Genomic DNA, 20,315 nt, shown 5'->3' with positions numbered 1-20,315 from the left:
CGCCCCGCGCGGCACAGCTCAGATGCGCAGCCCGCGGCGCAGCGCGTCGACCTCGTCGGCGAACATGCGGCGGGAGATCGCCGCCGTCTCCACCAAGCCCGACCCGTGGAACGTGCCCGGGTAGTGCCTCAGCTCGGTCGCGACGCCCGCGTGCGCGAGGCGTTGCGCGTACTGGATTCCTTCGTCCCGCAGCGGGTCGAACTGGCAGGTCGTGACGAACGCGGGCGGCAGCCCGGCCAGGTCCGCGGCCCGGGCCGGTGCCGCGTACGGCGAGACGTCGTCGCCGCCGGGTTCCGCGTCGAGGTAGCTGGTCCAGCTGAACACCGCGTTCGGCCGGTTCCACAGTGGCGTGTCGGTGTAGGCGCGCATCGACGGTGTGTCCAGCCGGTCGTCCAGCTCCGGGATCCCGAGGTACTGGAAGCACAGCGCCGGGCCGCCGCGGTCGCGGGCCAGCAGCGCCACCGCCGCCGAGAGACCGCCGCCCGCGCTTTCGCCGCCGACGGCGAGGCGGGCCGGGTCGATGCCCAGCTCGGCGGCCTTGGCCTCGACCCACTGCAGGGCCGCGTAGCAGTCCTCGACCGGCGCCGGGAACGGGTGCTCGGGCGCCAGCCGGTAGTCCACCGACACGATCACGATGCCGAGCTCGTCGACCAGCCGGAGCAGCGACATGTGGAACATGTCGAGGTCACCGAGGACGAATCCGCCGCCGTGGATGTAGAGCAGGCCGGGCACCGCGCCCGCGCGGTTCGCCGGGGAGTAGACGCGCACCGGGACGTCCGGCGCGTCCGACGGCCCGGGCACGGACGTGTCGCGGACGTCGACGGGGTTCGCCGGCTCGTAGGCCGGCAGGACCTCGCCCAGCTGCCCCATCGCGGAGCGCGCGGCGACCAGGGCTTCGTAGTCGGTCAGGGTCACGGCCGGGAGCATGTCCAGCCAGGGCAGCAGCTCGGGATCGATCGCGTAGGTCATGTCCTGATCTTCGGCCGCCGGACGCGACCTCGGCCACCGCCACGCGGCGGGCGTTGCCGTGCCGGAGGTCGCCATCCGGCGGCGGACACGCCTATCGTGACGGCATGAAGGGGCTGCTGCTGCGGCTGTCCGGGCTCGACGCCGACGCCGAGAACGCCGTGCGGGTGATCGGGTTCTTCGACCGCCTGATCACCGGGCGCGCCGGCCTGGACGCGCTGGTCCGCAGCACGGCCGAGCTCGCCGGCTGCCGGGTCGGCGTGCACGCGCCCGGCCAGGGGATGTCTCTGCGCGCGGAACCGGGCGAGGACGTCGTCACGCCCGGGACGGCGCCCGCGGGAGCGGCCGTCCGCCGGCTCGAGGGCGGCGTCGAGGTGTGGGTGGCCCGTGGCGGCGCGCCGCTCCCGCTCGACGACATGCTCCTCGAAAGGTTCGCGATCGCCACCGCGATCCTGCTGGAACAGAGCGGCGTCCCCCGGCCCGAGCTCGGCGATCCCGCGCTGGTCGAGCTGGCGCTGTCCGGGGACGCCGGCACCGCGGAGCGGTCGCGGGCCCTGCACCTGCTGGGGATCGCCCCGGCGGCCCGGCTGCGCGTGCTGGCGGGTACCGGCGTCGACGGGCTCGCCGGCCGCGCGGCCCAGCTGGGCGGAGTGCGTGCCGTGCTGGTGGACGCGGCGCCCGGCTCGCTGCCGGCCGGCGGCCGGGCGGGCATCGGCCCGGAGCTGCCGGCCATCGACGCGGCCCGCTCCTGGGCCGCCGCCCGGACGGCGCTGCGCTTCACCTCGGATTCCGAACCGGTGGTGTGGTGGGACCGGCTCGGCAGCCTCGCCGCGTTCGCCGGCCGGCTCGACGGACCGGGTCTCGCCGACCTGCCGGACGTCCGCGCCCTCGACCGGCTCGCGGCCGAAGCCCACGGTGAGGACACGCTGGCCGCGCTCGACGCGTTGTGCGCGACGGGCTCGGCCCGCAAGGCCGCGGCGGTGCTGCACCGCCACCACAGCACGATGCCGGCCCGGCTGGCCCGCGCGGAAGCCGTCCTCGGCTTCGAGGTCGACTCGCCCGCGGGCCGCTTCCGGCTGCATCTGGCGCTCATGCTCAGACGGCTGCGGGACAACTCCTCGCTCGGTTGACCGTCCTCGGTGGACAGGAACAGCCGGCAGCACCTCGCGCTGATGTCGAGACAGCCGTGAGGCAACAGCCGAGTCAGCTGACTGTCCTCAGTGGACTCTGTGTCCGCCGCACCAGGTCCTGCGCCGCGGCCGGCCACTCGGGGTGGTCGAAGGCGAACCCGGCCTCCAGCAGCCGGCCCGGCACCACGCGGCGGCTCTTGAGCAGCAGCTCCGTGTCGGAGCGCAGCGCGAACGCCCCGATCTCCGCCATCCACCTCGTCGCCGGCAGTCCGAACGGGACACCCGCCGCCGCGCGCAGGAAGCGCAGGAAATCGCGGTACGGCAACGGTTCCGGGGCCGCCAGGTTCACCGGCCCGCTCAGGTCGTCCCGCGCGACGAGGAAGTCGATCGCCCGGACGAGGTCGTCCTCGTGGATCCAGGACAGGTACTGCGCGCCGCCCGCGACCGGGCCGCCCAGGCCGAGCCGGGTGAGGCGCAGCAGCATCGCGAACGCGCCGCCGGGCTCCGGGCTCATCACCATCGCCGTCCGCAGCGCGACCTTGCGGGTGTGCGGGGTGGCCGCCACCTCCTGCTCGCGCTCCCACGCCCGGGCGAGGTCGACGCTGTAGGCCCAGTAGGCGGGCACGCCCGGCTCGCCGCCGCCGAGCACGCCGGTGGCTTCGTCGTTCGGGGCGTCGTACCGATGCGCGTAGATCGTCGCCGTGCTCATCTGCAGCCAGACCCGCGGCGGCCGCTCGGCGCGCTCGATCGCACCCCCGGCGACCCGCGCCGAATCGATGCGCGAGTTCCACATCTCGTGCAGGTTCACCCGGGTGTACCGGCAGTTCACCGACCGGCCGGCGAGGTTGAGCACGACGTCGCTGCCGTCGATCTCCGCCGTCCACGGTCCGGCGGCCCGCCCGTCCCAGCGGACGTGGCGCACCCCCGGTTCCGGTGGGGTGTCCCGCCGGGTGAGCACGACGACCTCGTCCCCGCGTTCGCTCAGCCGCCGGCTCAGCACGCGCCCCAGATGCCCGGTGCCACCGGGTATGACGACCTTCATGAAGTCCCCCTTCGGTCCGTCGGATCCCACCGTACCGAAAGAGTTGAACGTGTTCAAATACCGGCGGCGCCGGCCAGGAGGTCGAGCAGCGTCCGGAGTGCCCGGCTCGGCGGCTTCGCCCCCGACGTGATGACGTTGAGCGGCCAGTCCAGGCCGGCGCCGGCCAGGGGCCGCACGACGACGTCCGGCTCGCCGGGCACGGGCGTGTCCGGGACGACCGCGACGCCCAGCCCGGCCGCGATGTAGCCGGGCACCGTCCGGAGGTCGGCGACCTCGACGGTGACCCGCCGCGGCGCCCCGAGTGCGTCGAAGGCGCGGTCCATCGCGACGCGGTTGCCGAACCCGCGCGGCGTGTCGATGAAGGACTCGCCGGCGAGGTCCGCGAGCCGCACGGCCTGGCGTGTGACCAGCGGGTGGGTGGCCGGCAGCAGCACGACGAACGGCCGGGTGTCCACCCGCAGGACGGCCAGCCCCGCGAGGTCGGACTCGGGCAGGCCGACGATCGCGACGTCGAGCCGCCCTTGGCGGACCTCTTCGGCCAAGCCGGTGGACCCGGTGATCGACACCGTCACGTGGATGTCCACCCGCGGGTGCCGCCGGTGGAAGGCGCCGAGCAGCTCCGGCAGGTTCACGCCGCCGACCGAGGTCAACGTGCCGATCCGCAGGCTGCCGCGCAGGCCTTCCGACGCCTCCTGGACGGTCGCGCGGGCGCGTTCGAGGGCTTCGATCGCGCTCTTCGCCTCGGGCAGGAACGCCGCGCCGGCCGCCGACAGCGCGACCCGTCGGGTGGACCGGTCGAACAGCCGGGTACCGAGCTCGGTCTCCAGCGCGCGGACGGCCGCGGACACGGTGGACTGGACCGCGAACATCCGCTGGGCGGCCCGGGTGAAGCTCAGCTCCTCGGCCACGGCGACGAAGTACTCGAGCTGACGCGTCTCCATTCATCGATGATAGCGATAACTCGGACCAGGACTTTTCGTTGGACTTGGTGAGTCGGCGGGGACATCGTGGAGGGCGGAAGATCCCTTGGCGTTCTGGAAGGTCCCGATGTCCGTCACCCTCGCCCCCGCCCGGCTCCGGATGAGCCACGGCCTGGGTTTCCGCGTCGTCGCGGTCGCGTTCGCGACGGCGCTCGCGTTCTCCACCGTCCCGACCCCGCTGTACGCGCTTTACCAGCAGCGGGACGGGTTCCCGGCGTTCCTCGTCACCGTGGTGTTCGCCGCGTACGCGGTCGGGGTGATGCTGAGCCTGTACCTGGCCGGGCACGTCAGCGACTGGCTGGGCCGCCGTCGCGTGCTCGTCGCGGGACTGCTGGCCGAGGCGCTGTCGGCGGCCGTGTTCCTGCTCTGGCCGGAGGTGCCCGGCTTGATCGTCGCGCGGCTGGTCAGCGGTGCCGGCATCGGCGCGATCACCGCGACCGCGACCGCGCACCTGTCCGAGCTGCGCACGCAGGCGCGTCCCGGCCTGACCGCGACCGTGGTCAACGCGGGCGGCTTGGCCCTGGGCCCGCTGGCGGGCGGATTGTTCGCGCGGTTCGCCGGTCAGCCGCTGCACACGCCGTTCGCGGTGTTCCTGGTCGTGCTGCTCCTCGAAGCGGTCGCGGTGAGCCTGGTGCCGGAGACGGTCGAACGCCGCGAGGAGCGCCCGGCGTACCGGCCGCAGCGGCTGTCCTTGCCTTCGGCGGCCCGATCGGAGTTCACCGGCGCGGCGATCGGCGCGTTCGCGGCGTTCGCGCTGAGCGGGCTGTTCATGGCGCTGGCCCCGACGCTGCTGGCGCACGAGCTGCACGAGCCGTCCCGGCTGCTGGCCGGGCTCGCGCCGTTCACGATGCTCGGCACCGCGGCCCTCGCGCAGATCGGCCTGGCCCGCCTCGGCACGCGTACGCAGCTGCGGGCGGGGTACGCGCTGATGGGCATCGGCTTGGTGCTGCTGGCGGTGTCGGCGTTCGCGGGATCGCTCCCGCTGTTCTTCGGGGCGAGCGCGCTGGCGGGGGCGGGGTTCGGGCTGGGCTTCCGCGCCTCGGTCGGCACGGTGGCGGCGCTCGCGGACGACCTGACCCGCGGCGAAGTCCTGGCCGCGCTCTTCCTCGCCGCGTACGCGGGACTGGTGCTGCCGGTGCTGCTGATCGGACTGGCGATGCTGGCGGCCTCCGGGGCCGTGGTGCTGGCCGGGTTCGCGGCGCTGGAGCTGGCCCTGCTCGGCTGGTCGGCCCGGCGGACGCTCGGCGGGCGCCGGTCGGCTGGGTAAGCCGCTGCGGTACCGGCGGTATCGGCCAGGAGCAGGTGAGGAGGGACTGGCCCGCCACGCCTTGACCTGGGCCGGCGACAGCCAGGTAAGCCACAGCAGCGCGGTACCAGCCAGGATCCGGTCGGCGGCCCTGGCCCGCCGGGCCCTGGCCCGACGCCCGCCGGCGGGGCAAGCCGGAGAAGCGGGCGGTACCGGCCCGGATCCGACGGGCAAGACCGGCCCGCCGGGCCCTGCCTGCCGCCGACCGGCCAGGTAAGCCACCGCAGCGGCAGAACAGGCCAGGACCCAGCGGGCAGGGCGAGCCCGCCCCGCTCAGACCCGCCGCCGGCCGGGGGTCGGATCAGCCACCGCGCCCTGCCCGGCCGCCAGCCGGCCGGACAGGCCACAGCCGCTGCGGTACCGGCCGGATTCGCCACCCGAGAACCGGCATCCCAGCGCCGGAACCATCCACCGGCACCCCCGGGCGGGCATAGAGTCGGCGGATGACCGATGCAGCCGCGCCGCCGATCGTCACCGGGGTGGACGGGTCGGCCGAGTCCCTGGACGCCGTCCGGTGGGCCGCGCGGACCGCCTGCCTGCGGGACGCGCCCCTGGAGATCGTGCACGCCCTCGATGTCCCGGCCCTGCTCGCGGGCGGGGTCGTGCCGCCGCCGGACGAGATGGTCGACGCGCTGCGGGCGCGCGGGCGGCGGGCGTTGCGCATCGCGCGGGAACTGGCCGCCGCGCAAGGGGTTCCCGGCGCGGCGACCCGGCTCGATTCCGATCGCGCCGCGCAGGCACTCGTCGAAGCCTCGCGCGAGGCCGCGCTGCTCGTCGTCGGCTCCACCGGGCACGGCCGGCTCACCAGCCTGCTCGCGGGCTCGGTCGCCGCGGCCGTCGGGACGCACGGCCGCTGCGACACCGTCGTCGTCCGCGGGGACAGCTGGGACGAGCCCGGCGCCGGGGAACGCCCGGTCGTCACCGGCATCGACGGCAGCGAGGCCGGCGCCCGCGTGCTCGCGGCGGCGCTGACCGAAGCCCGCGTCCGCCGCGCTCCCCTCGTCGTACTGCACGCCTGGACCGATGCCCCGCCGCCGCGGCCGGACCCGCGGTGCGTCACCGAGGCCGGGCGCCGGCTGCTCGGCGACCGGCTCGATGGCCTCGACCTCGGCGACGTCGCGGTCGAGCAGGTCGTCGTCCACACCCACCCGCGGCGCGAGCTGATCGAGCGCAGCGGAGCCGCCCAGCTGGTCGTCCTCGGCGACCGCGGCCGCGGCGGCTTCCCCGGCCTGCTGCTCGGGTCCACCGGCCAAGCCCTGCTGCATCACGCCGCGTGCCCGGTCCTGCTCGTCCGTACGGCCGGTTGAGGGAAGCGGGACGGAAGCGCGACCCGGCAGGATGGCGGGGACCGAAAGCGAGGAACAGATGAAGACAGTGGTGCGATCCGGGCTCGTCGCGATGCTGGCCACGGCGGCGCTCGCGGCCCCGGCCCAGGCGGCGGTCGTCAAGCAGGTCACGAGCACCTGCCACTCCGGAGGCTTCGCCGGGACGTTCACCCTGCGGTACGAGACGTCCGGCGGCTACCACCACCCGCTCGGCTCGTACACCACGTCGGGTCCGTACATCGGCGACTCGGGCACCCAGTCGCTGAAGATCTCCTACTTCGACGGCCTGGGCACGCACACGGTCTACACCCGGGTCGGCCCGGCCACGAACGGCACCTCCTCGCTGCCGGACGGACTCGCGATCCCGGCCACCTCGCGGGCCACGGCGGCCACGACGTTCGACAACGGCACGACGTCCTGCGTCGCGACGGTGCCGATCACGTAGGCGTCCCGTCGGCCGGGCCGGGGCGACGCGGCCCGGCTGTCCCGCGGATCGGACGGTGCCGGCCGCGGTCCCTCGACAGGTCGGCGACGCGGCTTTTCCTTCCTGTCGACGTATCTCACCCGGCCGGCCCCGCTCCTTTACGCCTGAGCGCGGACACGTCCGCGGCGGAGGGGCGGGGATGGTCGGGAACACCACCGGCGGGGTGGACCTCGGAGTGCTGGGACCGTTCGAGGTCCGGATCGGCGGAGCGCCGCAGGACGTCGGCGGGCCCCGCCTGCGGACGCTGCTCGCCGTGCTGGCGGCGGAGGCGGGCCGGGTGGTGAGCGTTCCCGCCCTCGGCCACGCGCTGTGGGGCGAGCGGCTGCCGGAGCACGCGGACCGCACCGTGCGGACCTACCTTTCCCGCCTGCGCGCCTCCGTGGATCCGCGCCTGATCCTGACCCGCTCGCCGGGGTACGTGCTGCACGTGGCACCGGAGGCCCTCGACGCGGCGCGCTTCGAACAGCTCGCCGGCGAAGGACGGCGTGCGCTCGCGGCCGGTGAGCCCGGCGCCGCGCGCGACCACCTGGCCGCTGCTTTGGCGCTGTGGCGGGGAAACGCCTACGCGGAGTTCGACGGCGTGGAAACCCTGCGGGCCGAAGGCATGCGGCTGGCGAGGGTGCGGCACAACGCCGTCCAGGACCGGATCGACGCCGACCTGGCCACCGGCGAGGACACCGGCCTGATCGCCGAGCTGGAGTCGCTGACCGCTGCTTTCCCAGGCCACGAACGGCTGTGGGCGCAGCTGATGACGGCGCTCTACCGCGCTGGGCGCCAAGGCGACGCGCTGGAAGCGTTCCGCCGCGCTCGGCACGGGCTGATCACCGCGGCCGGGGTGGAGCCGTCGCCGGTGCTGGCCCAGGTGCACCGGCAGGTGCTCGCCCACGACCCGAGCCTGCTCCCGGCCCGGCCCGGCACTGTGGTGACCGTCCCCGACGACGCGCTGGCCGCCGGCGAGCACGCCCTCCTGGAGGACGGCGACCTGCGGACCAGCCGCGAGCAGTTCGAAACCGCGTACCGGCGCGCCGAGCAGGCCGGGAACGCCGACGCGCTCGCCCGCGCGGCGCTCGGCCTGGGCGGGGTGTGGGTGCACGAACACCGCACGGCGGCCGCGTCGGAGCAGCTGCTGACGCGTCTGCGGCACGCGCTGGCGGAGGTCGACCCGGCCTCGGCGCTCGCCCGCCGGCTGCGGGCGCGGCTCGCGGGCGAGGAGGACTACCAGGCCGTGACGCACGACCGGATCCTGGCCGTGACCGACGAGACCCGGGCGGCCGGCGACCCCGTGGCGCACGCCGAGGCGCTGAGCCTGGCCCACCACTGCCTGCTCGGCCCGGACCACACGGCCCGGCGGCACGCGCTGGCCACCGAACTGGTCGGGGTGAGCGAGCGGTCCGGGCGGCGCACCGATCTCGTGATGGGCGTGCTGTGGGACACCGTCGACCTGTTCCTGGCCGGCGACCCGCACGCCCAGCGGCGGCTCGGCGAGCTCGACGACCTCCTGGCGGCGCGCAAGCACCTGGCCGCGGGGTTCGTCGCCGACGCGCTGAAGGTCATGCTCGCCATCCGCGCGGGCCGCTTCCGCGAGGCCGAGCAGGGCGCCCAGGCCTGCGCGGAGCTCGGCCAGGCGGCCGGCGACCTGGACGCGCTCGGCTGGTACGGCGCGCAGCTGGTGGCGATCCGGTGGTTCCAGGGCCGGCTCGGCGAGCTGGTGCCGGTGCTGGACGGGCTGATGCACTCCCCCACGCTCAGCCCGATCGACAATTCGTACTACGCGGCCCTGGCGGTGGCGGCGGCTTCGTCCGGCGACCGCCGGACCGCGGCGGGTGCCCTGGCGCGCCTGTGCGGTGGCGACCTGGGCGCGCTGCCACGGTCGAGCACGTGGCTGATTTCGCTGTGCGGCGCGGTGGAAACCGCTTACCTGCTCGGCGACACCGAGACGGCGACGCGGGTGTCCGAGCTGCTCCGCCCGTTCGGCCACCTGCCGGCGATGGCGAGCCTGGCCATCGCGTGCTTCGGCTCGATCCACCACCCGCTGGGCACGGCGGCCCTGACAACCGGCGACCTGGACCGCGCGGTTGCGCACCTGCGCGCGGCGGTCCAGCACAATCTGGCGCTGGCGCACTGGCCCGCGGTGGTGTTTTCCCGCCGTCGGCACGCCGAAGCACTGGTCCGGCGCGGCGGCGCCGGGGACACGGTGGCGGCGGCGAGCGAGCTCGCCGCGGCCGGGGAAGAAGCGCGGACGTTCGGCGAACCACCCTGCTGAGGGCCCGGCGTCCGGGATGGCATGAACGACTCTTTCACCTCGCCCCACGCGATGAACGAGTCGTTCATGCCATCGGGGGCCCATCGGGACGTCGCTCAGTGCACGGGGTTCCAGCCGTCGCCGCCCGCGAGGTACCGCTGCGCGGTGAAGGTCGCCGCCTGGGCGGGGGTCAGCTGCGGCCGGTCGGCGCCGGTGCCCGCACCCGGCCCGGTGTTGCGGTATTCGAAGAACCGGGCGTCCTTCCACGAGAAGCCGGACATGTCGGTCCACGGCGCCGCCTTGATCGCCGCCGGCAGGGCGGTCTCGCGGACGACGACCTGCGCGATCGCGTCGACGTCCCCGCCGGGGTGCCACGGGCGGCCGAGGTAGAAGCTCCCGTTGGCCGCCGAGCTGACCACCTTGCTGCCGACGATCAGGAAGCCGTACGGCGTGGTCCGCCGGGTGCTCGCCGCGGTCAGGTAGCCGTTGGGGTTGGAGCCGCGGTCGAGCGCGGTGATCGTCGCCCGGTCGAACACCGCGGTGGCGCGGCCGAAGAGGAAGTCGACGTCGCCGCTGATCGCGCAGTTGCGGTAGTACTGACGGCCGGTCGTGCCCACCGCCGCCGTGTCGGCGTACAGCGTGTCCTGGTGGCCGAGGAACGTGACGTTGTCGAAGACCATCCGGTCACCGGTCGCCTTCACCGCGACGGCCTGCGTCGCGGTGATCTCGGGGTGCGCCGCGCGGTCGAACGAGTTGCGGAAGGTCAGCGCCGTCGCGGTGAAGCCGTTCGCGGCGATCGTCGCGGTCGCGCTGCCGGTGGTGCCGTACGTCGTGCCGTCCGCTTTCTTCGTGCCGCTGGCGTTGTCGAAGTCGATGACGACGTCCGACGCCTTGCCGGTGGTTCCGCGCAAGGTGATCCCGGTCTTGCTCGCGGGCACGGTGATCACTTCGCGGTAGGTGCCGGGCTTGAGCGAGACCGTGCCCCCGGCGGGGACGGCGTCGATCGCCGCCTGGACGGTCGCGAAGCTTCCCGAGCCGTCGGCGGCCACCACGAGGTGCGCGCACGCGGGCGCCGTGAGCGACGCGCCGGCGACAGCGGAAGCGATGAGCAGGGTGAACATGGCGCCTCCACGAGGGGACGCCGGGGGTGCCGGACGGCGGCCGACACCCCCGGTCGCTTACTGGTAGGTGATGTTGGCGGTGGTGTAGAGGCAGTTCGTCGAGTCCGGCCCGCTGCCGATCTTCGTCGGCTCGCCACTGGTGACGCCCTTGTACTTCTGACAGGGCTCGATCTTGCGGCTCGAGTCGCCGACGATCGTGATCCGGGTCAGCTTCGCGGTGTCGCCGTAGTTGGTGTTGATGCCCACCAGCGCCTTGCCGGGCACGGTGGCGGTGACGTTGTCGACGACGACGTTGCGCTTGTACTGCGTCTTGCAGTTGCCGCAGGAGCGGTACAGCTTGCCGAAGTCGTCGACCTGGAAGTTCCGGATGTACATGGTGCCGGGGCCGTTGTGCTGGAAGACCTTGTCCGACGCCTTGCGCGCACCGCCGCCGTCGATGGTCATCGTCTGCGACGCGGAGGTGCCCTTGAAGGTCGCGGCGTCCTCGCCGACGTCCTCCCACCAGACGTTGAGCAGCGTGCAGGTGCCGAGGCAGTGCACGCCGTCGGCGGCCGGATTGCCGAGGACGACGTTCTTGAGGGTGGCGCCGTTGGCCAGCTCGAAGATCGGGCCCTGGTCTTCGTCCTGGCCGCCGGTACCGAGGTCGCCGGTGCCGTAGAACCGCTTGAGGCCGCCGTCGTAGGTGCCGCCGGTGACCTTGATGGTCGCGCCGACGGGCACGCTCGTGCTCGGGTTCGGCCAGGACGCGGCGGACGCCGTCGCGCCGCTACCGACGGCAGCCGAAACCGCGAGGGCGGCGACGACCGCGACCCGGAGCACCCGGGAAATCGGGGACATGCTCATCACTCCTTGGGTTCTTCCCGTACGGGAAATGGTCCTCCTGAGTGCTGAAAGCGCTTTCTCAGTCTCGGGTCGCCGGGTTCGGCGTGTCAATGTCACCGGCCGCAGGGGCGGTCCTGTCGCCCGGATGGTCGCCGTGGGAGGAAGTTTTCAGAAAACGGGACCGGCGCCGGCCAGCACGCGCGCCGGGACCGCCCATGCCGGGTCCATGCGGTCCACCAACGTCGGCGTCCAGCCCACGTCCGGGCCCAGATCCGGGTCGTTCGCCGCGTTGTACTCGGCCAGCAGGTCCACCGCGCGCGGGCGCTGCGATCCCACCGCCACCAGCGTCCCGGTCGCGTGGAACACCGTTCCCTTCCAGTACTTCACCAAGGCCCCCAGCGGCACCGCGGCCGGGATCCGGAAGAAGTTGTTCTCCGCGTGGATCCGTGACTCGACCCCGACCCCCAGCGAGTACGTGTACGCGGCCGGATCCCGTACCACGTAGAGGTTGTCGTAGACGTGCACCTGCCCGTACCGCACCCGCGGCGCGCGCTGGCCGATCTCCGCGAAGAGGTTGTGGTGCACGGTGACTCGCAGCTTCCCGACGTCGTAGGTGGGCTTGTCGGTGTTGCCGATCAGCATCGTCTTGTCGTGGTCGTGCAGCCGGTTGTCCGACACCGTCACGAGGTCCGAGCCGTTCACGATGTCCAGCAGTCCGTCGTGGACCTCGTACTTCCGCCCGAAGTACGACGGCTGCGAGGAATTCCCGCCGTCGCTGAACTCGTTGTGGTTCACCCAGACGTGCGTCGCGCCGACGAGGTCGACGTTGTCGTACTCGGAGTTCCAGTTGCCGTCCGCGCCGTCGAGGGGATCCCACTGGGGGAAGCAGTCGTGCGCGTCGGAGAACCGCAGGTTCCGCAGGATCACGTTGTCGCCGGTGACGCGCAGCGTCAGCCCGTGCAGGGTGGCGCCGCCCAGGCCGTAGATCGTCGTGTCCGGGCCGACGTCGACCACCACCTGCGCGGCCTGGTTGGCCTGCGAGCGGGCCCGCGCCTCCTCCAGCGGGCCCGAAGGCTCGACCTTCCCCCAGGTCGCCGGGTCGTACGCCGCCAGGTACGCGGGCAGGCTGTAGGCCGGGTCCGCGAAGGCGTCGCAGCTCATCGGCCGGTCCCGGGCGTCCACGTTGCCCTCGATCGTGCCGCGGACGTAGACGATCTTCGGTGCACCCGGGTGGGCCGCCAGCGCGGCGACCAGCTCCGAACGCTTGGTCACCGTGTGGACGTCGGCGGGCGCGGCGGCCGCTCCCCCGGTGGTTCCCGCGCCCCAGCCGTCGTGGGCGCCGAGCACGACGCGGCCCGGGTCGTGGCCGCGGGCGTCCGCCGGGCCGGCGGTGAGGGTGAGTCCGAGCAGGGCGAGGCACCCCGCGAAAGCCTTCCAGCGCATGTCGGCTCCTTCTACTCGGCCGCCCGGGCCGCGAGCTCGGCCAGCCGGGCGGGCTCCGGATCGCCGTCGAGGACGACGACGTGGTGGGTCAGCGTCAGTTCCTCGCCCGGTTCGAGCAGCCACGGCCGGTGGTAGGTCGCGGCGAAGCTGACCACCGGGAACGGCTCGGCGCGCACGTACCAGGCCGTCGGGAATCCGGGGTTCGCCGGGCTGTCGGCGAACAGCAGCGTCGACGTCCGGAGGCTCTCGTCGTGGCGGCCGGTGAACGCGAGCCACGGCGCGCGGTGCCCCATCGCGTCGTCCGCGCCCCGGCCGTCGGCCGTCCGGACCGCGCCGCCGGTGAACGAGCGCGGCCCGCGCCAGAACAGCCCGCCGTAGCCGGCGGTGTCGCGTCCCTCGGTCACCGGGCTGCCCCAGCGCAGCTCACGGCCGCTGGTGTTGCGCAGCCGGCTCGTCCAGGTGAGCGTCCAGCTGTCCGCCGAGACGTCGCCGAAGCGCAGCGTGCGGTGCTCGGTCAGCCACCGCCGGCCCGCCGCGGTGCGCCAGGCCAGCTCGTGCCGCAGCTCGCAGTGCCCGGCCCCGGAAACCATGCGTTCCCAGCGGACATGGCCGACCGTGCCGTTGTTGTCCAGCGGGGTGTACCCGCGGCCGCGCACGTACGTCCGGCCGCCCCAGAAGTTCTCCCCCGACAGGTGGGCCATGGTGAACTGCAGGCCGTTGTGCCAGGTGTGGTCGTGCGGCCGGACCGCGGTCACGGTCTCGCCCGCGGTCGTGCGCAGCGGGTGCAGGTACGGCTTCGGCGAGTCCCCGGCCGGCGTCGGCGGCGCCACGACGTACTCCGCCAGGACGAGGTCGCCGAGGTGGACGCGCACCCGGCCGTCGCCGTCCTCGACCGGCTGCAGTGTCCCGTTCCCCAGCGCCGCGCGGCTCACGCCGGTTCCCCGATTTCGGCGAGCAACGCGTCGATCGCCACCGGCGCGCCGGTGGCCAGGGACCGGTTGGCCGCCAGCCCGGTGAGCAGCGCCTGGAGGCCGGAATCGTGGTCGGCGGCGCAGCCGAGCTCGTCCGGTTCGGCCTCGCCGAGCAGCTCGGCGAGCATCCGCTCGTCCCCGCCGCCGTGGCCTTCGCCGAGGACCCCGTCGACCACCACCTCCGGTGGTTCCCAGTGCCGCTGCACGGTCAGCCGCGCGCGCCCCGGCTCGGGGGTTGGCATCGCACCGACCGGAAACTCGTTTTCCCGGACGTCCAGCTCCAGCCGTCCTTCGCTGCCGGAGAACGCGACGCGGTAGCCCTCCCGCGGCGAATACGCGTGCAGGTGGTAGTTCAGCACCACGCCGCCGCGGAGCCGGACGAGCACCGACACGTCGTCTTCGATCGTGACGCCGGGCGCGAACACGTCCTGGTTCCGGACGTAGCCGTCTTCCTGCTCCGCGTCGTGGTAGAGCGCGCGCAGCTTGGGCGAGGCCTCGAGGTCCAGGGCGAAGCGGTCATCGGTGTGCCGACGGCCGTTCTCGTCGCCGTAGAAGAACAGCCTGCCGAGCGCGAACACCGTCTCGGGCCCGCGGCCGAGCCACCAGTTGACCAGGTCGAAGTGGTGGCCGGACTTGTGCACGAGCAGGCCGCCGGAGTTCGCCTTGTCGCGGTGCCAGCGCCGGAAGTAGTCGGCGCCGTGCGCGGTGTCGAGCAGCCAGCTGAATTCGACCGAGCCGATCTCCCCGATCGCGCCCGCGGCGAGCAGTTCGCGCACCCGCCGGTGCACCGGGTTGTACCGGTAGTTGAAGGCGACCCGCACCGAACCGCCGGTCTCGCGGCGGGCGGCCAGGATGCGCCGCGCGCCACCGAGATCGGTCGTCATGGGCTTTTCGGTGACGACGTCGCAGCCGGCCCGCAGCGCCGCGACGACGTAGTCCGCGTGCGTGTGGTCCGGGGTGCACACCACGACGACGTCGACGCGCTCCTTCGCCAGCATCGCGGCGAAGTCCGCCGGCCGGTAGCCGGGCACCGAGGCGCCGATCCAGCCGTTGTGGACGCGCATGCGCGTTTCGTTGTGGTCGCAGAAGGCCGCGAGCTCGGCCTGCGGCGAGCCGGCCAGCGCGCGGGTGAACAGCTGGGCACGGGAGCCCAGGCCGACGATCGCGTAGCGGCGCGTCACCATCACGTCTCCTCTCGGGCGAGGGTCCAGGGCAAGGCGAGTTCGGAGAACAGCGCGAGCCGCTCGGCCGCCGCGTCGACGGCCCGATCGACGCCGGGTACGACGAACCGGCGTTCGGGTCCGGTGCCGACGGCGCTGGCCTGGGGCAGCTGTCTCGGCTCGGGCGCGTCGCGGACCGCCTCGACCAGCGCGGTGAACGCGCGGGTGGCGGCCAGCGGTGCGAGCAGCGGCACGCCGTCGCGCAGGTGCTCGACGAGGTTCGCCAGCAGGTCTTCCGGCGCGCCGACCGGCACCGGCTCGCCCCCGATGAGGACGACGTCGGTCTTGTAGTGCCACCGGATCCGGCCTTCGGTGCCGTGGACAAGCACGTACGGCTCATGGTCGGCTTCGGCGGCGAGCGTCGCGGCGGCGACCACGTCCGGTGCGCCGGCGAAGCACAGGCGGGCGCACGCCGTGTCGTCCGACTCGATGTCGCGGGCGCGGTACAGCTCGACGGCCGTGCGCTCGGGCAGGGCCCCGGCCGTGCCGTTGAGCAGCAGGGCGGTCGCGACGGCGTGGGCGAACGGGTTCGTCAGGGCCCCGTCCACGACCGCTCGCCCGTCGAGCCGGCGACGGCCCGCCCAGGCGGCCCGCGCGAAGTAGCGATCCCGCCGGATCCACGCGCCCGCGGCGGCGATCCCGGTGACCGTCCCGATCGCCCCGCGGGCCAGCGCGGCCCGGATCACCGGGACCGCGGGCGAGCCGAAACTCTGGAACCCGACCTGGCAGGCCCGGCCCCGGGCCCGCTCGGTCAGCTCGTCGAACGCCGTCAGGTCGAGCACCGGCGGCTTCTCCACGAGCACGTGACAGCCCGCGGCGAGCGCGAGGCGGGCCAGGGGCAGGTGCGTGTGCGGCGGGGTGGCGATCACGGCGATGTCCGCCGGCACGCGAGCCAGCAGCTCGGCCGGGTCGCGCGTGAACACCGGTACCAGCTCGCCGGCGTCGTCCGGCGGCTCGCGGACGTCGCACGCGCCGGCCAGCACGATCTCGCCCCGGTCGTGCAGCGCCCGGGCCCGGCGCAGGTGCGTGCGCGCGTAGCCGGCCGTGCCGAACACGACCACCGCAGGAGTCACCGGGGCCCGCCGGTCGCGACGGCGGCCAGGGCCAGCGGCCCGGTCACCAGCAGGGCCAGGATCGGCAGCATCCACACGAGCACCACCGCGAGGCCGGCAGCCCCGGCCAGGAGCAGGGCGTTCCCCGGCGCCGCGACGGTCTCCCGCACGGCTGACACGGCGGCGCGGCGCCAGGACGGTTCTCCGGCTGCGACGACTTCGCACGTCCGCAGGGCGACGACGGCGGCCACGGCGGCCAGCACCCCCAACGCCGGCCCGAGCACCCCGGCTCCCGGCATCGACCGCACGACTTCGAGGTCCACCGCGAACAGCACGACAGCCAGCAGACCCAGTCCGCCGAAGGCCATCCCGCCCCGCGCGGCCTGGCGGAAGTCGGCCCAGAACGTCGTCCACAGTGGATGGCCGATGCCGTGGCGCGCCCGGTCGACGGCCCGGCAGCCGGCCGCCAGCGCCGGGGCCGCCGTCACCACCGGCACCGACGCGAGCGCGACCAGCAGGCCCGTCAGCAGACAGTCCGAGAAGTCACCGAGCCCGGTCCGCCACTGTGTTCTCCGCATCGTCGTCACCCCTTCAGGCCGCTGGTGCTGACGCCTTCGACCAGCAGGCGCTGGAAGGCGAGGAAGAAGAGCACGATCGGGACGAGCGCGAGCGCCGACATCGCGAACATCGCGCCGAAGTTCGACTCGCTGCTCGTGTCGACGAACAGCCGCAGGCCGAGCGGCACGGTGAACTTCTCCGTGTCGTTCAGGTACACCATCTGCGTGAAGAAGTCGTTCCACGTCCAGATGAACGTGAAGATCGACGTCGTCACCAGCGCCGGCTTCGACAGCGGCAGCACGACGTGCCAGAAGGTCCGGTAGACCGAGCAGCCGTCGATGATCGCGGCTTCGTCGAGCTCGCGCGGGATGCCGCGCATGAACTGGACGATCAGGAACACGAAGAACGCCTCGGTGGCCAGCAGCTTCGGCAGGATGAGCGGGACGAACGTGTTGACCAGCCCGGCCTGCTGGAAGATCACGTACTGCGGGATGAGCGTGACGTGGTACGGCAGCATCAACGTCGTGATCATGAACGCGAACAGCGCGCCGCGGAACCGGAAGTTCAACCGGGCGAAGGCGTACGCGGCCAGCGAGCACGACAGGACGGTCGCCACCACCGACAGCCCGGCGACGAGGAACGAGTTGAGGAAGAAGCGGCCGAACCCGACGTCCGCCGCGCCTTCCCAGCCCTTGGTGTACCCGTCGAAGACGAACCGCGTCGGCAGCAGGGCCAGCCGCGAGAGGATCTCATCCGGTGGCTTGACCGACGCGAACGCCAGCCACACCAGCGGGTACAGCACCACGGCGACGATCACGAGGCACAGCACGTGCCGGCCCGCCGAACGCGCGGAGCGCGGGAGCACGGTCATCGGCGCTCCCCGGCGTCGTCGTAGAACACCCACAGCTTCGCGGTCCGGAACACGATGGCCGTGACGATCGCGATCACCGCCAGCAGCACCCACGCCATCGCGGACGCGTAGCCCATGCGGAAGTCCTGGAAGCCGACCTCGAAGAGGTAGAGCGTGTAGAACAGGTCCGCGTCGGCCGGGCCACCGCGGCCGCCGCCGATGACGAACGCCGGGGTGAACGCCTGGAACGCGTGGATGGCCTCCATCACCAGGTTGAAGAAGATCACCGGCGAGAGCATCGGCAGCGTGATGTGCCGGAACCGGCGGAACGCGCCGGCGCCGTCGATCGCGGCCGCCTCGTGCAGCTCGGCCGGGATCTGCTTGAGCCCGGCCAGGAAGATCACCATCGGCGCGCCGAACTGCCAGACTCCGAGCAGCACGATCGAGGCGAGGCTGAACTGCGGGTCGTCGACCCAGCTCGGCGTGTGCCAGCCGAAGAAGGCGAGCACCTCGTTCACCGGGCCACCGCCCATGAACAGCGCCCGCCACACCAGGGCCGCCGCGACACTCGCGCCGAGCAGCGACGGCGCGTAGAACGCCGCCCGGTAGAAGCCACTCCCGCCGCGGCGGGTGTTGAGCAGCATGGCCACCAGCAGCGACACCGTGAGCTTCAGCGGCACCGAGACCAGGACGTAGACGAGCGTGACCTTCACCGACTGCAGGTAGCGGTCGTCGTCGGTGAACATGTGCGCGAAGTTGCCGAAACCGACCCACTTCGGCGAGGTGAAGAGGTCGTAGTCGGTGAAGGACAGGTAGAGCGAAACGACCATCGGGCCGATGGTCAGGGCCACCGCGCCGAGCAGCCAGGGCGTCAGGAACGCGAAGGCCTCCGGCTGGCTCTTGCGGCGGCGCCCGGCCGGCCGGCCGGGGCTCCCGGGGACCCGCGCGGCCTTCGGCGCGACCGGCGGGTCCGGGGTGCGCACGGTCGTCATCGGCTACCCGAGTCCCTTCTGGGCTTCGGACATGAACCGGCTGACGGCGTCGTCGAGGCTCATCCGCCCGAACGCGACCTCTTCGTAAGTGCGCTGCAGGAGCTTCTGGATCGCGCCGGCACCCTTGGGCGGCACCGGCGGCGCGGCACCGAGCTTCGGTTCGAGGGCGGCTTCGTAGTCGTAGAGCGTCTTGTCGGAGCCCTTCGCGGACGCCGCCAGCTGGGCACGGACCTTGAGGTTCGGCGCGAGCCCGCGGTCGGTGCCGACGATCTTGCCGACCTCGGCGTCGTTGACCAGGAAGTCGACGAGCTTCGCGGCCGCCTCCTGCTGCGGGCTGCGCGCGGAGACCGCCAGGAACATCGACGGCCGCCGGTACTGCCCGGTGTTCCCGGCCGTGTCCGCCGGGTACGGCGCCACGTTCAGCGGCTTGCCGTTCGCCTTCTGGTACGCGGGGAGGAGGTTGTCGTAGGCGAACTCGGAGCTCGTCAGCTTCTTGCCGAGCGGCGACTGCTCGGGCGAGGTGTTGTAGGACGCCGTGACGTCGGCCGGGGACGCGCCCTTGGCGTCCCGGAACCGGCCGGCGAGCTGCCAGTACCGGCGCAGGTCGTCGGCGGCGAAACCGAGCTTGCCCTCGGGTGTGTAGAACTGCTTGCCCTGCTGGCGCAGCCAGATCTCCAGCGTCGTGTCGAGGATGCCGAAGTCGGTCGCTCCCCGCGCGGCGAACCCGCTGGCGGCGCTCACCTTCTGCGCAGCGTCGGCGTACTGGTCCCAGGTCAGGCCCTTCGCCGGGTCCGCGCCCGCCGCGGTGAACGCGGCCGGGTCGTACAGCATCGCCGGTGTGTTCTGCGCCCACGGCACGGCGTACCGCTTGCCCTGGTACACGCCGGTGGCCGCCAGCTCGGGGTTGATGTCGGCCAGCGAGATCGCCTTGCCCGCGCCCCCGTTCAGGTCGGCCAGGACGTTGCGGCCGCCGTATTCGGCCAGGTAGCGCGTGTCGACGTTGAGCACGTCCGGCGGCTTGCCGCCCGCCGTCTGCGTCGCCAGCTTCTCCCAGTAGGCCGCGTACGCCGAGAACGACGTCTGCACCTTGATCTTCGGGTTCTTCTGCTGGAACAGCTCGACGGCCTTCTTCGTGAGGTTCGCCCGGCCTTCGCTGCCCCACCAGACGAACGTGATGGTCACGTCCCCGCCGTCGCCGCCCGGGTCCGAGCCGCACGCGGCGACCCCGGTCAGCAGCAGCGGGACCACCGCGGCCAGCGCGACGAGGGTTCGTCTCTCACTTGTCCGACGCATCGAGCTTCTCCGTTCTCAGCCGGTCAGCACTTTCTGAAAACGCTGTCAGCGCGCTCACGGTAGGCAGTGTCCGCGACTCGTGTCAACGGGCGAAACGGAGCAATAACCCTTGTGCAGCAACGTCTTGGCGCTGTTCGGGCAGCGCGAGAAAGCGCTTACAGCAACCGGGTGGACGCGGGAGCTGCCAGCGCTGGGGCACCGGGAGTGTTACCCGGTGCGTTCGGCCCCCGGGCGGACGGCGCTCGCCCACGGGACGCCGATTTCGGAGAACAGCGCCAGCCGGTCCGCGGCGACGGCGACCTCCTCGCCGATCCCGCGGACCACCGGGTGCCGGCTCGCTCCTTCACCCGCCGTGCGGATCCAGCCCGCCGGGATCCGCGCCGGCGAGGGCGCGTCCCGCACCGCCTCGACCACCGACGCGAACGCGCGGGTGGCCGGCAACGGGGCGAGCAGCGGGACGCCCGCCGGATCGAGGTGGTGGGCGACCAGGTTGCGCAGCAGGTCGACCGGTTCGCCGA

The 20,315-nt window shown here is 73.3% G+C and carries 18 protein-coding genes and 1 pseudogene; 5 read left to right on the top strand and 14 right to left on the bottom strand.

Annotated elements, in window-relative coordinates; genetic code table 11:
* Positions 1–18: 18 nt before the first annotated feature.
* Positions 19–969: an alpha/beta hydrolase gene (locus ACZ4TR_RS49170; protein WP_364526249.1), complete on the bottom strand. Its 951-nt coding sequence runs from the start codon at positions 967–969 to the stop codon at positions 19–21.
* Positions 970–1,073: 104 nt separating this feature from the next.
* Between ACZ4TR_RS49170 and ACZ4TR_RS49165 the strand changes: the two genes are divergently transcribed.
* Positions 1,074–2,096 carry a helix-turn-helix domain-containing protein gene (locus tag ACZ4TR_RS49165; protein ID WP_465296115.1) on the top strand — a complete coding sequence of 341 codons (1,023 nt, stop codon included), beginning with the start codon at positions 1,074–1,076 and terminating at the stop codon, positions 2,094–2,096.
* 73 nt (positions 2,097–2,169) lie between these two features.
* Here ACZ4TR_RS49165 and ACZ4TR_RS49160 read toward each other — a convergent pair whose 3' ends face one another.
* Together ACZ4TR_RS49160 and ACZ4TR_RS49155 are read right to left on the bottom strand one after the other, a co-directional pair.
* The gene (locus tag ACZ4TR_RS49160) at positions 2,170–3,138 is read right to left on the bottom strand and encodes a TIGR01777 family oxidoreductase (protein ID WP_465296113.1); all 969 of its coding nucleotides are present in this window, start codon (positions 3,136–3,138) and stop codon (positions 2,170–2,172) included.
* A gap of 53 nt (positions 3,139–3,191) precedes the next feature.
* Complete coding sequence (locus ACZ4TR_RS49155; protein WP_465296111.1) at positions 3,192–4,079, bottom strand: LysR family transcriptional regulator; 888 nt, start codon at positions 4,077–4,079, stop codon at positions 3,192–3,194.
* A 106-nt stretch (positions 4,080–4,185) separates the two neighbouring features.
* On the opposite strand from ACZ4TR_RS49155, the gene ACZ4TR_RS49150 reads away from it, so the two are divergent.
* The 4 genes from ACZ4TR_RS49150 to ACZ4TR_RS49135 all read left to right on the top strand — a co-directional run bounded on the left by ACZ4TR_RS49150 (position 4,186) and on the right by ACZ4TR_RS49135 (position 9,496).
* Positions 4,186–5,385 carry an MFS transporter gene (locus ACZ4TR_RS49150; RefSeq protein WP_465296109.1) on the top strand — a complete coding sequence of 400 codons (1,200 nt, stop codon included), beginning with the start codon at positions 4,186–4,188 and terminating at the stop codon, positions 5,383–5,385.
* Positions 5,386–5,867: 482 nt separating this feature from the next.
* Complete coding sequence (locus ACZ4TR_RS49145; RefSeq protein WP_465296107.1) at positions 5,868–6,731, top strand: universal stress protein; 864 nt, start codon at positions 5,868–5,870, stop codon at positions 6,729–6,731.
* A 58-nt stretch (positions 6,732–6,789) separates the two neighbouring features.
* The gene (locus tag ACZ4TR_RS49140; RefSeq protein WP_465296105.1) at positions 6,790–7,194 is read left to right on the top strand and encodes a hypothetical protein; all 405 of its coding nucleotides are present in this window, start codon (positions 6,790–6,792) and stop codon (positions 7,192–7,194) included.
* Positions 7,195–7,372: 178 nt separating this feature from the next.
* Complete coding sequence (locus ACZ4TR_RS49135; protein WP_465296104.1) at positions 7,373–9,496, top strand: BTAD domain-containing putative transcriptional regulator; 2,124 nt, start codon at positions 7,373–7,375, stop codon at positions 9,494–9,496.
* Between the two features lie 95 nt (positions 9,497–9,591).
* On the opposite strand, the gene ACZ4TR_RS49130 is transcribed toward ACZ4TR_RS49135, so the two are convergent.
* The 11 genes and pseudogenes from ACZ4TR_RS49130 to ACZ4TR_RS49080 form a co-directional block, all read right to left on the bottom strand.
* Positions 9,592–10,596: a pectinesterase family protein gene (locus ACZ4TR_RS49130; RefSeq protein ID WP_465296102.1), complete on the bottom strand. Its 1,005-nt coding sequence runs from the start codon at positions 10,594–10,596 to the stop codon at positions 9,592–9,594.
* 57 nt (positions 10,597–10,653) lie between these two features.
* Complete coding sequence (locus ACZ4TR_RS49125; protein ID WP_465296129.1) at positions 10,654–11,424, bottom strand: pectate lyase; 771 nt, start codon at positions 11,422–11,424, stop codon at positions 10,654–10,656.
* Between the two features lie 162 nt (positions 11,425–11,586).
* A complete protein-coding gene (locus tag ACZ4TR_RS49120; RefSeq protein ID WP_465296100.1) occupies positions 11,587–12,861 on the bottom strand; it encodes a pectate lyase family protein in 1,275 nt (424 codons plus the stop codon).
* A gap of 11 nt (positions 12,862–12,872) precedes the next feature.
* The gene (locus ACZ4TR_RS49115; RefSeq protein WP_465296098.1) at positions 12,873–13,793 is read right to left on the bottom strand and encodes a DUF6807 domain-containing protein; all 921 of its coding nucleotides are present in this window, start codon (positions 13,791–13,793) and stop codon (positions 12,873–12,875) included.
* Complete coding sequence (locus ACZ4TR_RS49110) at positions 13,790–15,016, bottom strand: Gfo/Idh/MocA family protein (RefSeq protein ID WP_465296096.1); 1,227 nt, start codon at positions 15,014–15,016, stop codon at positions 13,790–13,792. The genes ACZ4TR_RS49115 and ACZ4TR_RS49110 overlap by 4 nt, the downstream gene beginning before the upstream one ends.
* On the bottom strand, positions 15,016–16,125 hold the full coding sequence (locus tag ACZ4TR_RS49105; RefSeq protein WP_465296094.1) for a Gfo/Idh/MocA family protein: 1,110 nt from the start codon (positions 16,123–16,125) through the stop codon (positions 15,016–15,018). Before ACZ4TR_RS49105 ends, ACZ4TR_RS49110 begins: the two co-directional genes overlap by 1 nt.
* Positions 16,122–16,682, bottom strand: a complete 561-nt coding sequence (locus ACZ4TR_RS49100) for a DUF624 domain-containing protein (protein ID WP_465296092.1) — start codon at positions 16,680–16,682, stop codon at positions 16,122–16,124. The genes ACZ4TR_RS49105 and ACZ4TR_RS49100 overlap by 4 nt, the downstream gene beginning before the upstream one ends.
* A 5-nt stretch (positions 16,683–16,687) precedes the next feature.
* Complete coding sequence (locus tag ACZ4TR_RS49095; protein ID WP_465296090.1) at positions 16,688–17,533, bottom strand: carbohydrate ABC transporter permease; 846 nt, start codon at positions 17,531–17,533, stop codon at positions 16,688–16,690.
* A complete protein-coding gene (locus tag ACZ4TR_RS49090; protein WP_465296088.1) occupies positions 17,530–18,504 on the bottom strand; it encodes a carbohydrate ABC transporter permease in 975 nt (324 codons plus the stop codon). The genes ACZ4TR_RS49095 and ACZ4TR_RS49090 overlap by 4 nt, the downstream gene beginning before the upstream one ends.
* 3 nt (positions 18,505–18,507) lie before the next feature.
* Positions 18,508–19,797 (bottom strand): ABC transporter substrate-binding protein, encoded by a 1,290-nt coding sequence (locus tag ACZ4TR_RS49085; RefSeq protein WP_465296086.1) that lies wholly within the window; start codon positions 19,795–19,797, stop codon positions 18,508–18,510.
* Positions 19,798–20,004: 207 nt separating this feature from the next.
* Positions 20,005–20,315: pseudogene (locus ACZ4TR_RS49080) on the bottom strand (Gfo/Idh/MocA family protein); the annotation flags it as partial.

Source organism: Amycolatopsis sp. NPDC028719 (assembly GCF_055565395.1).
Note: the sequence above shows the minus strand (reverse complement) of the source record. Positions and strands in the feature narration are given on the sequence as shown.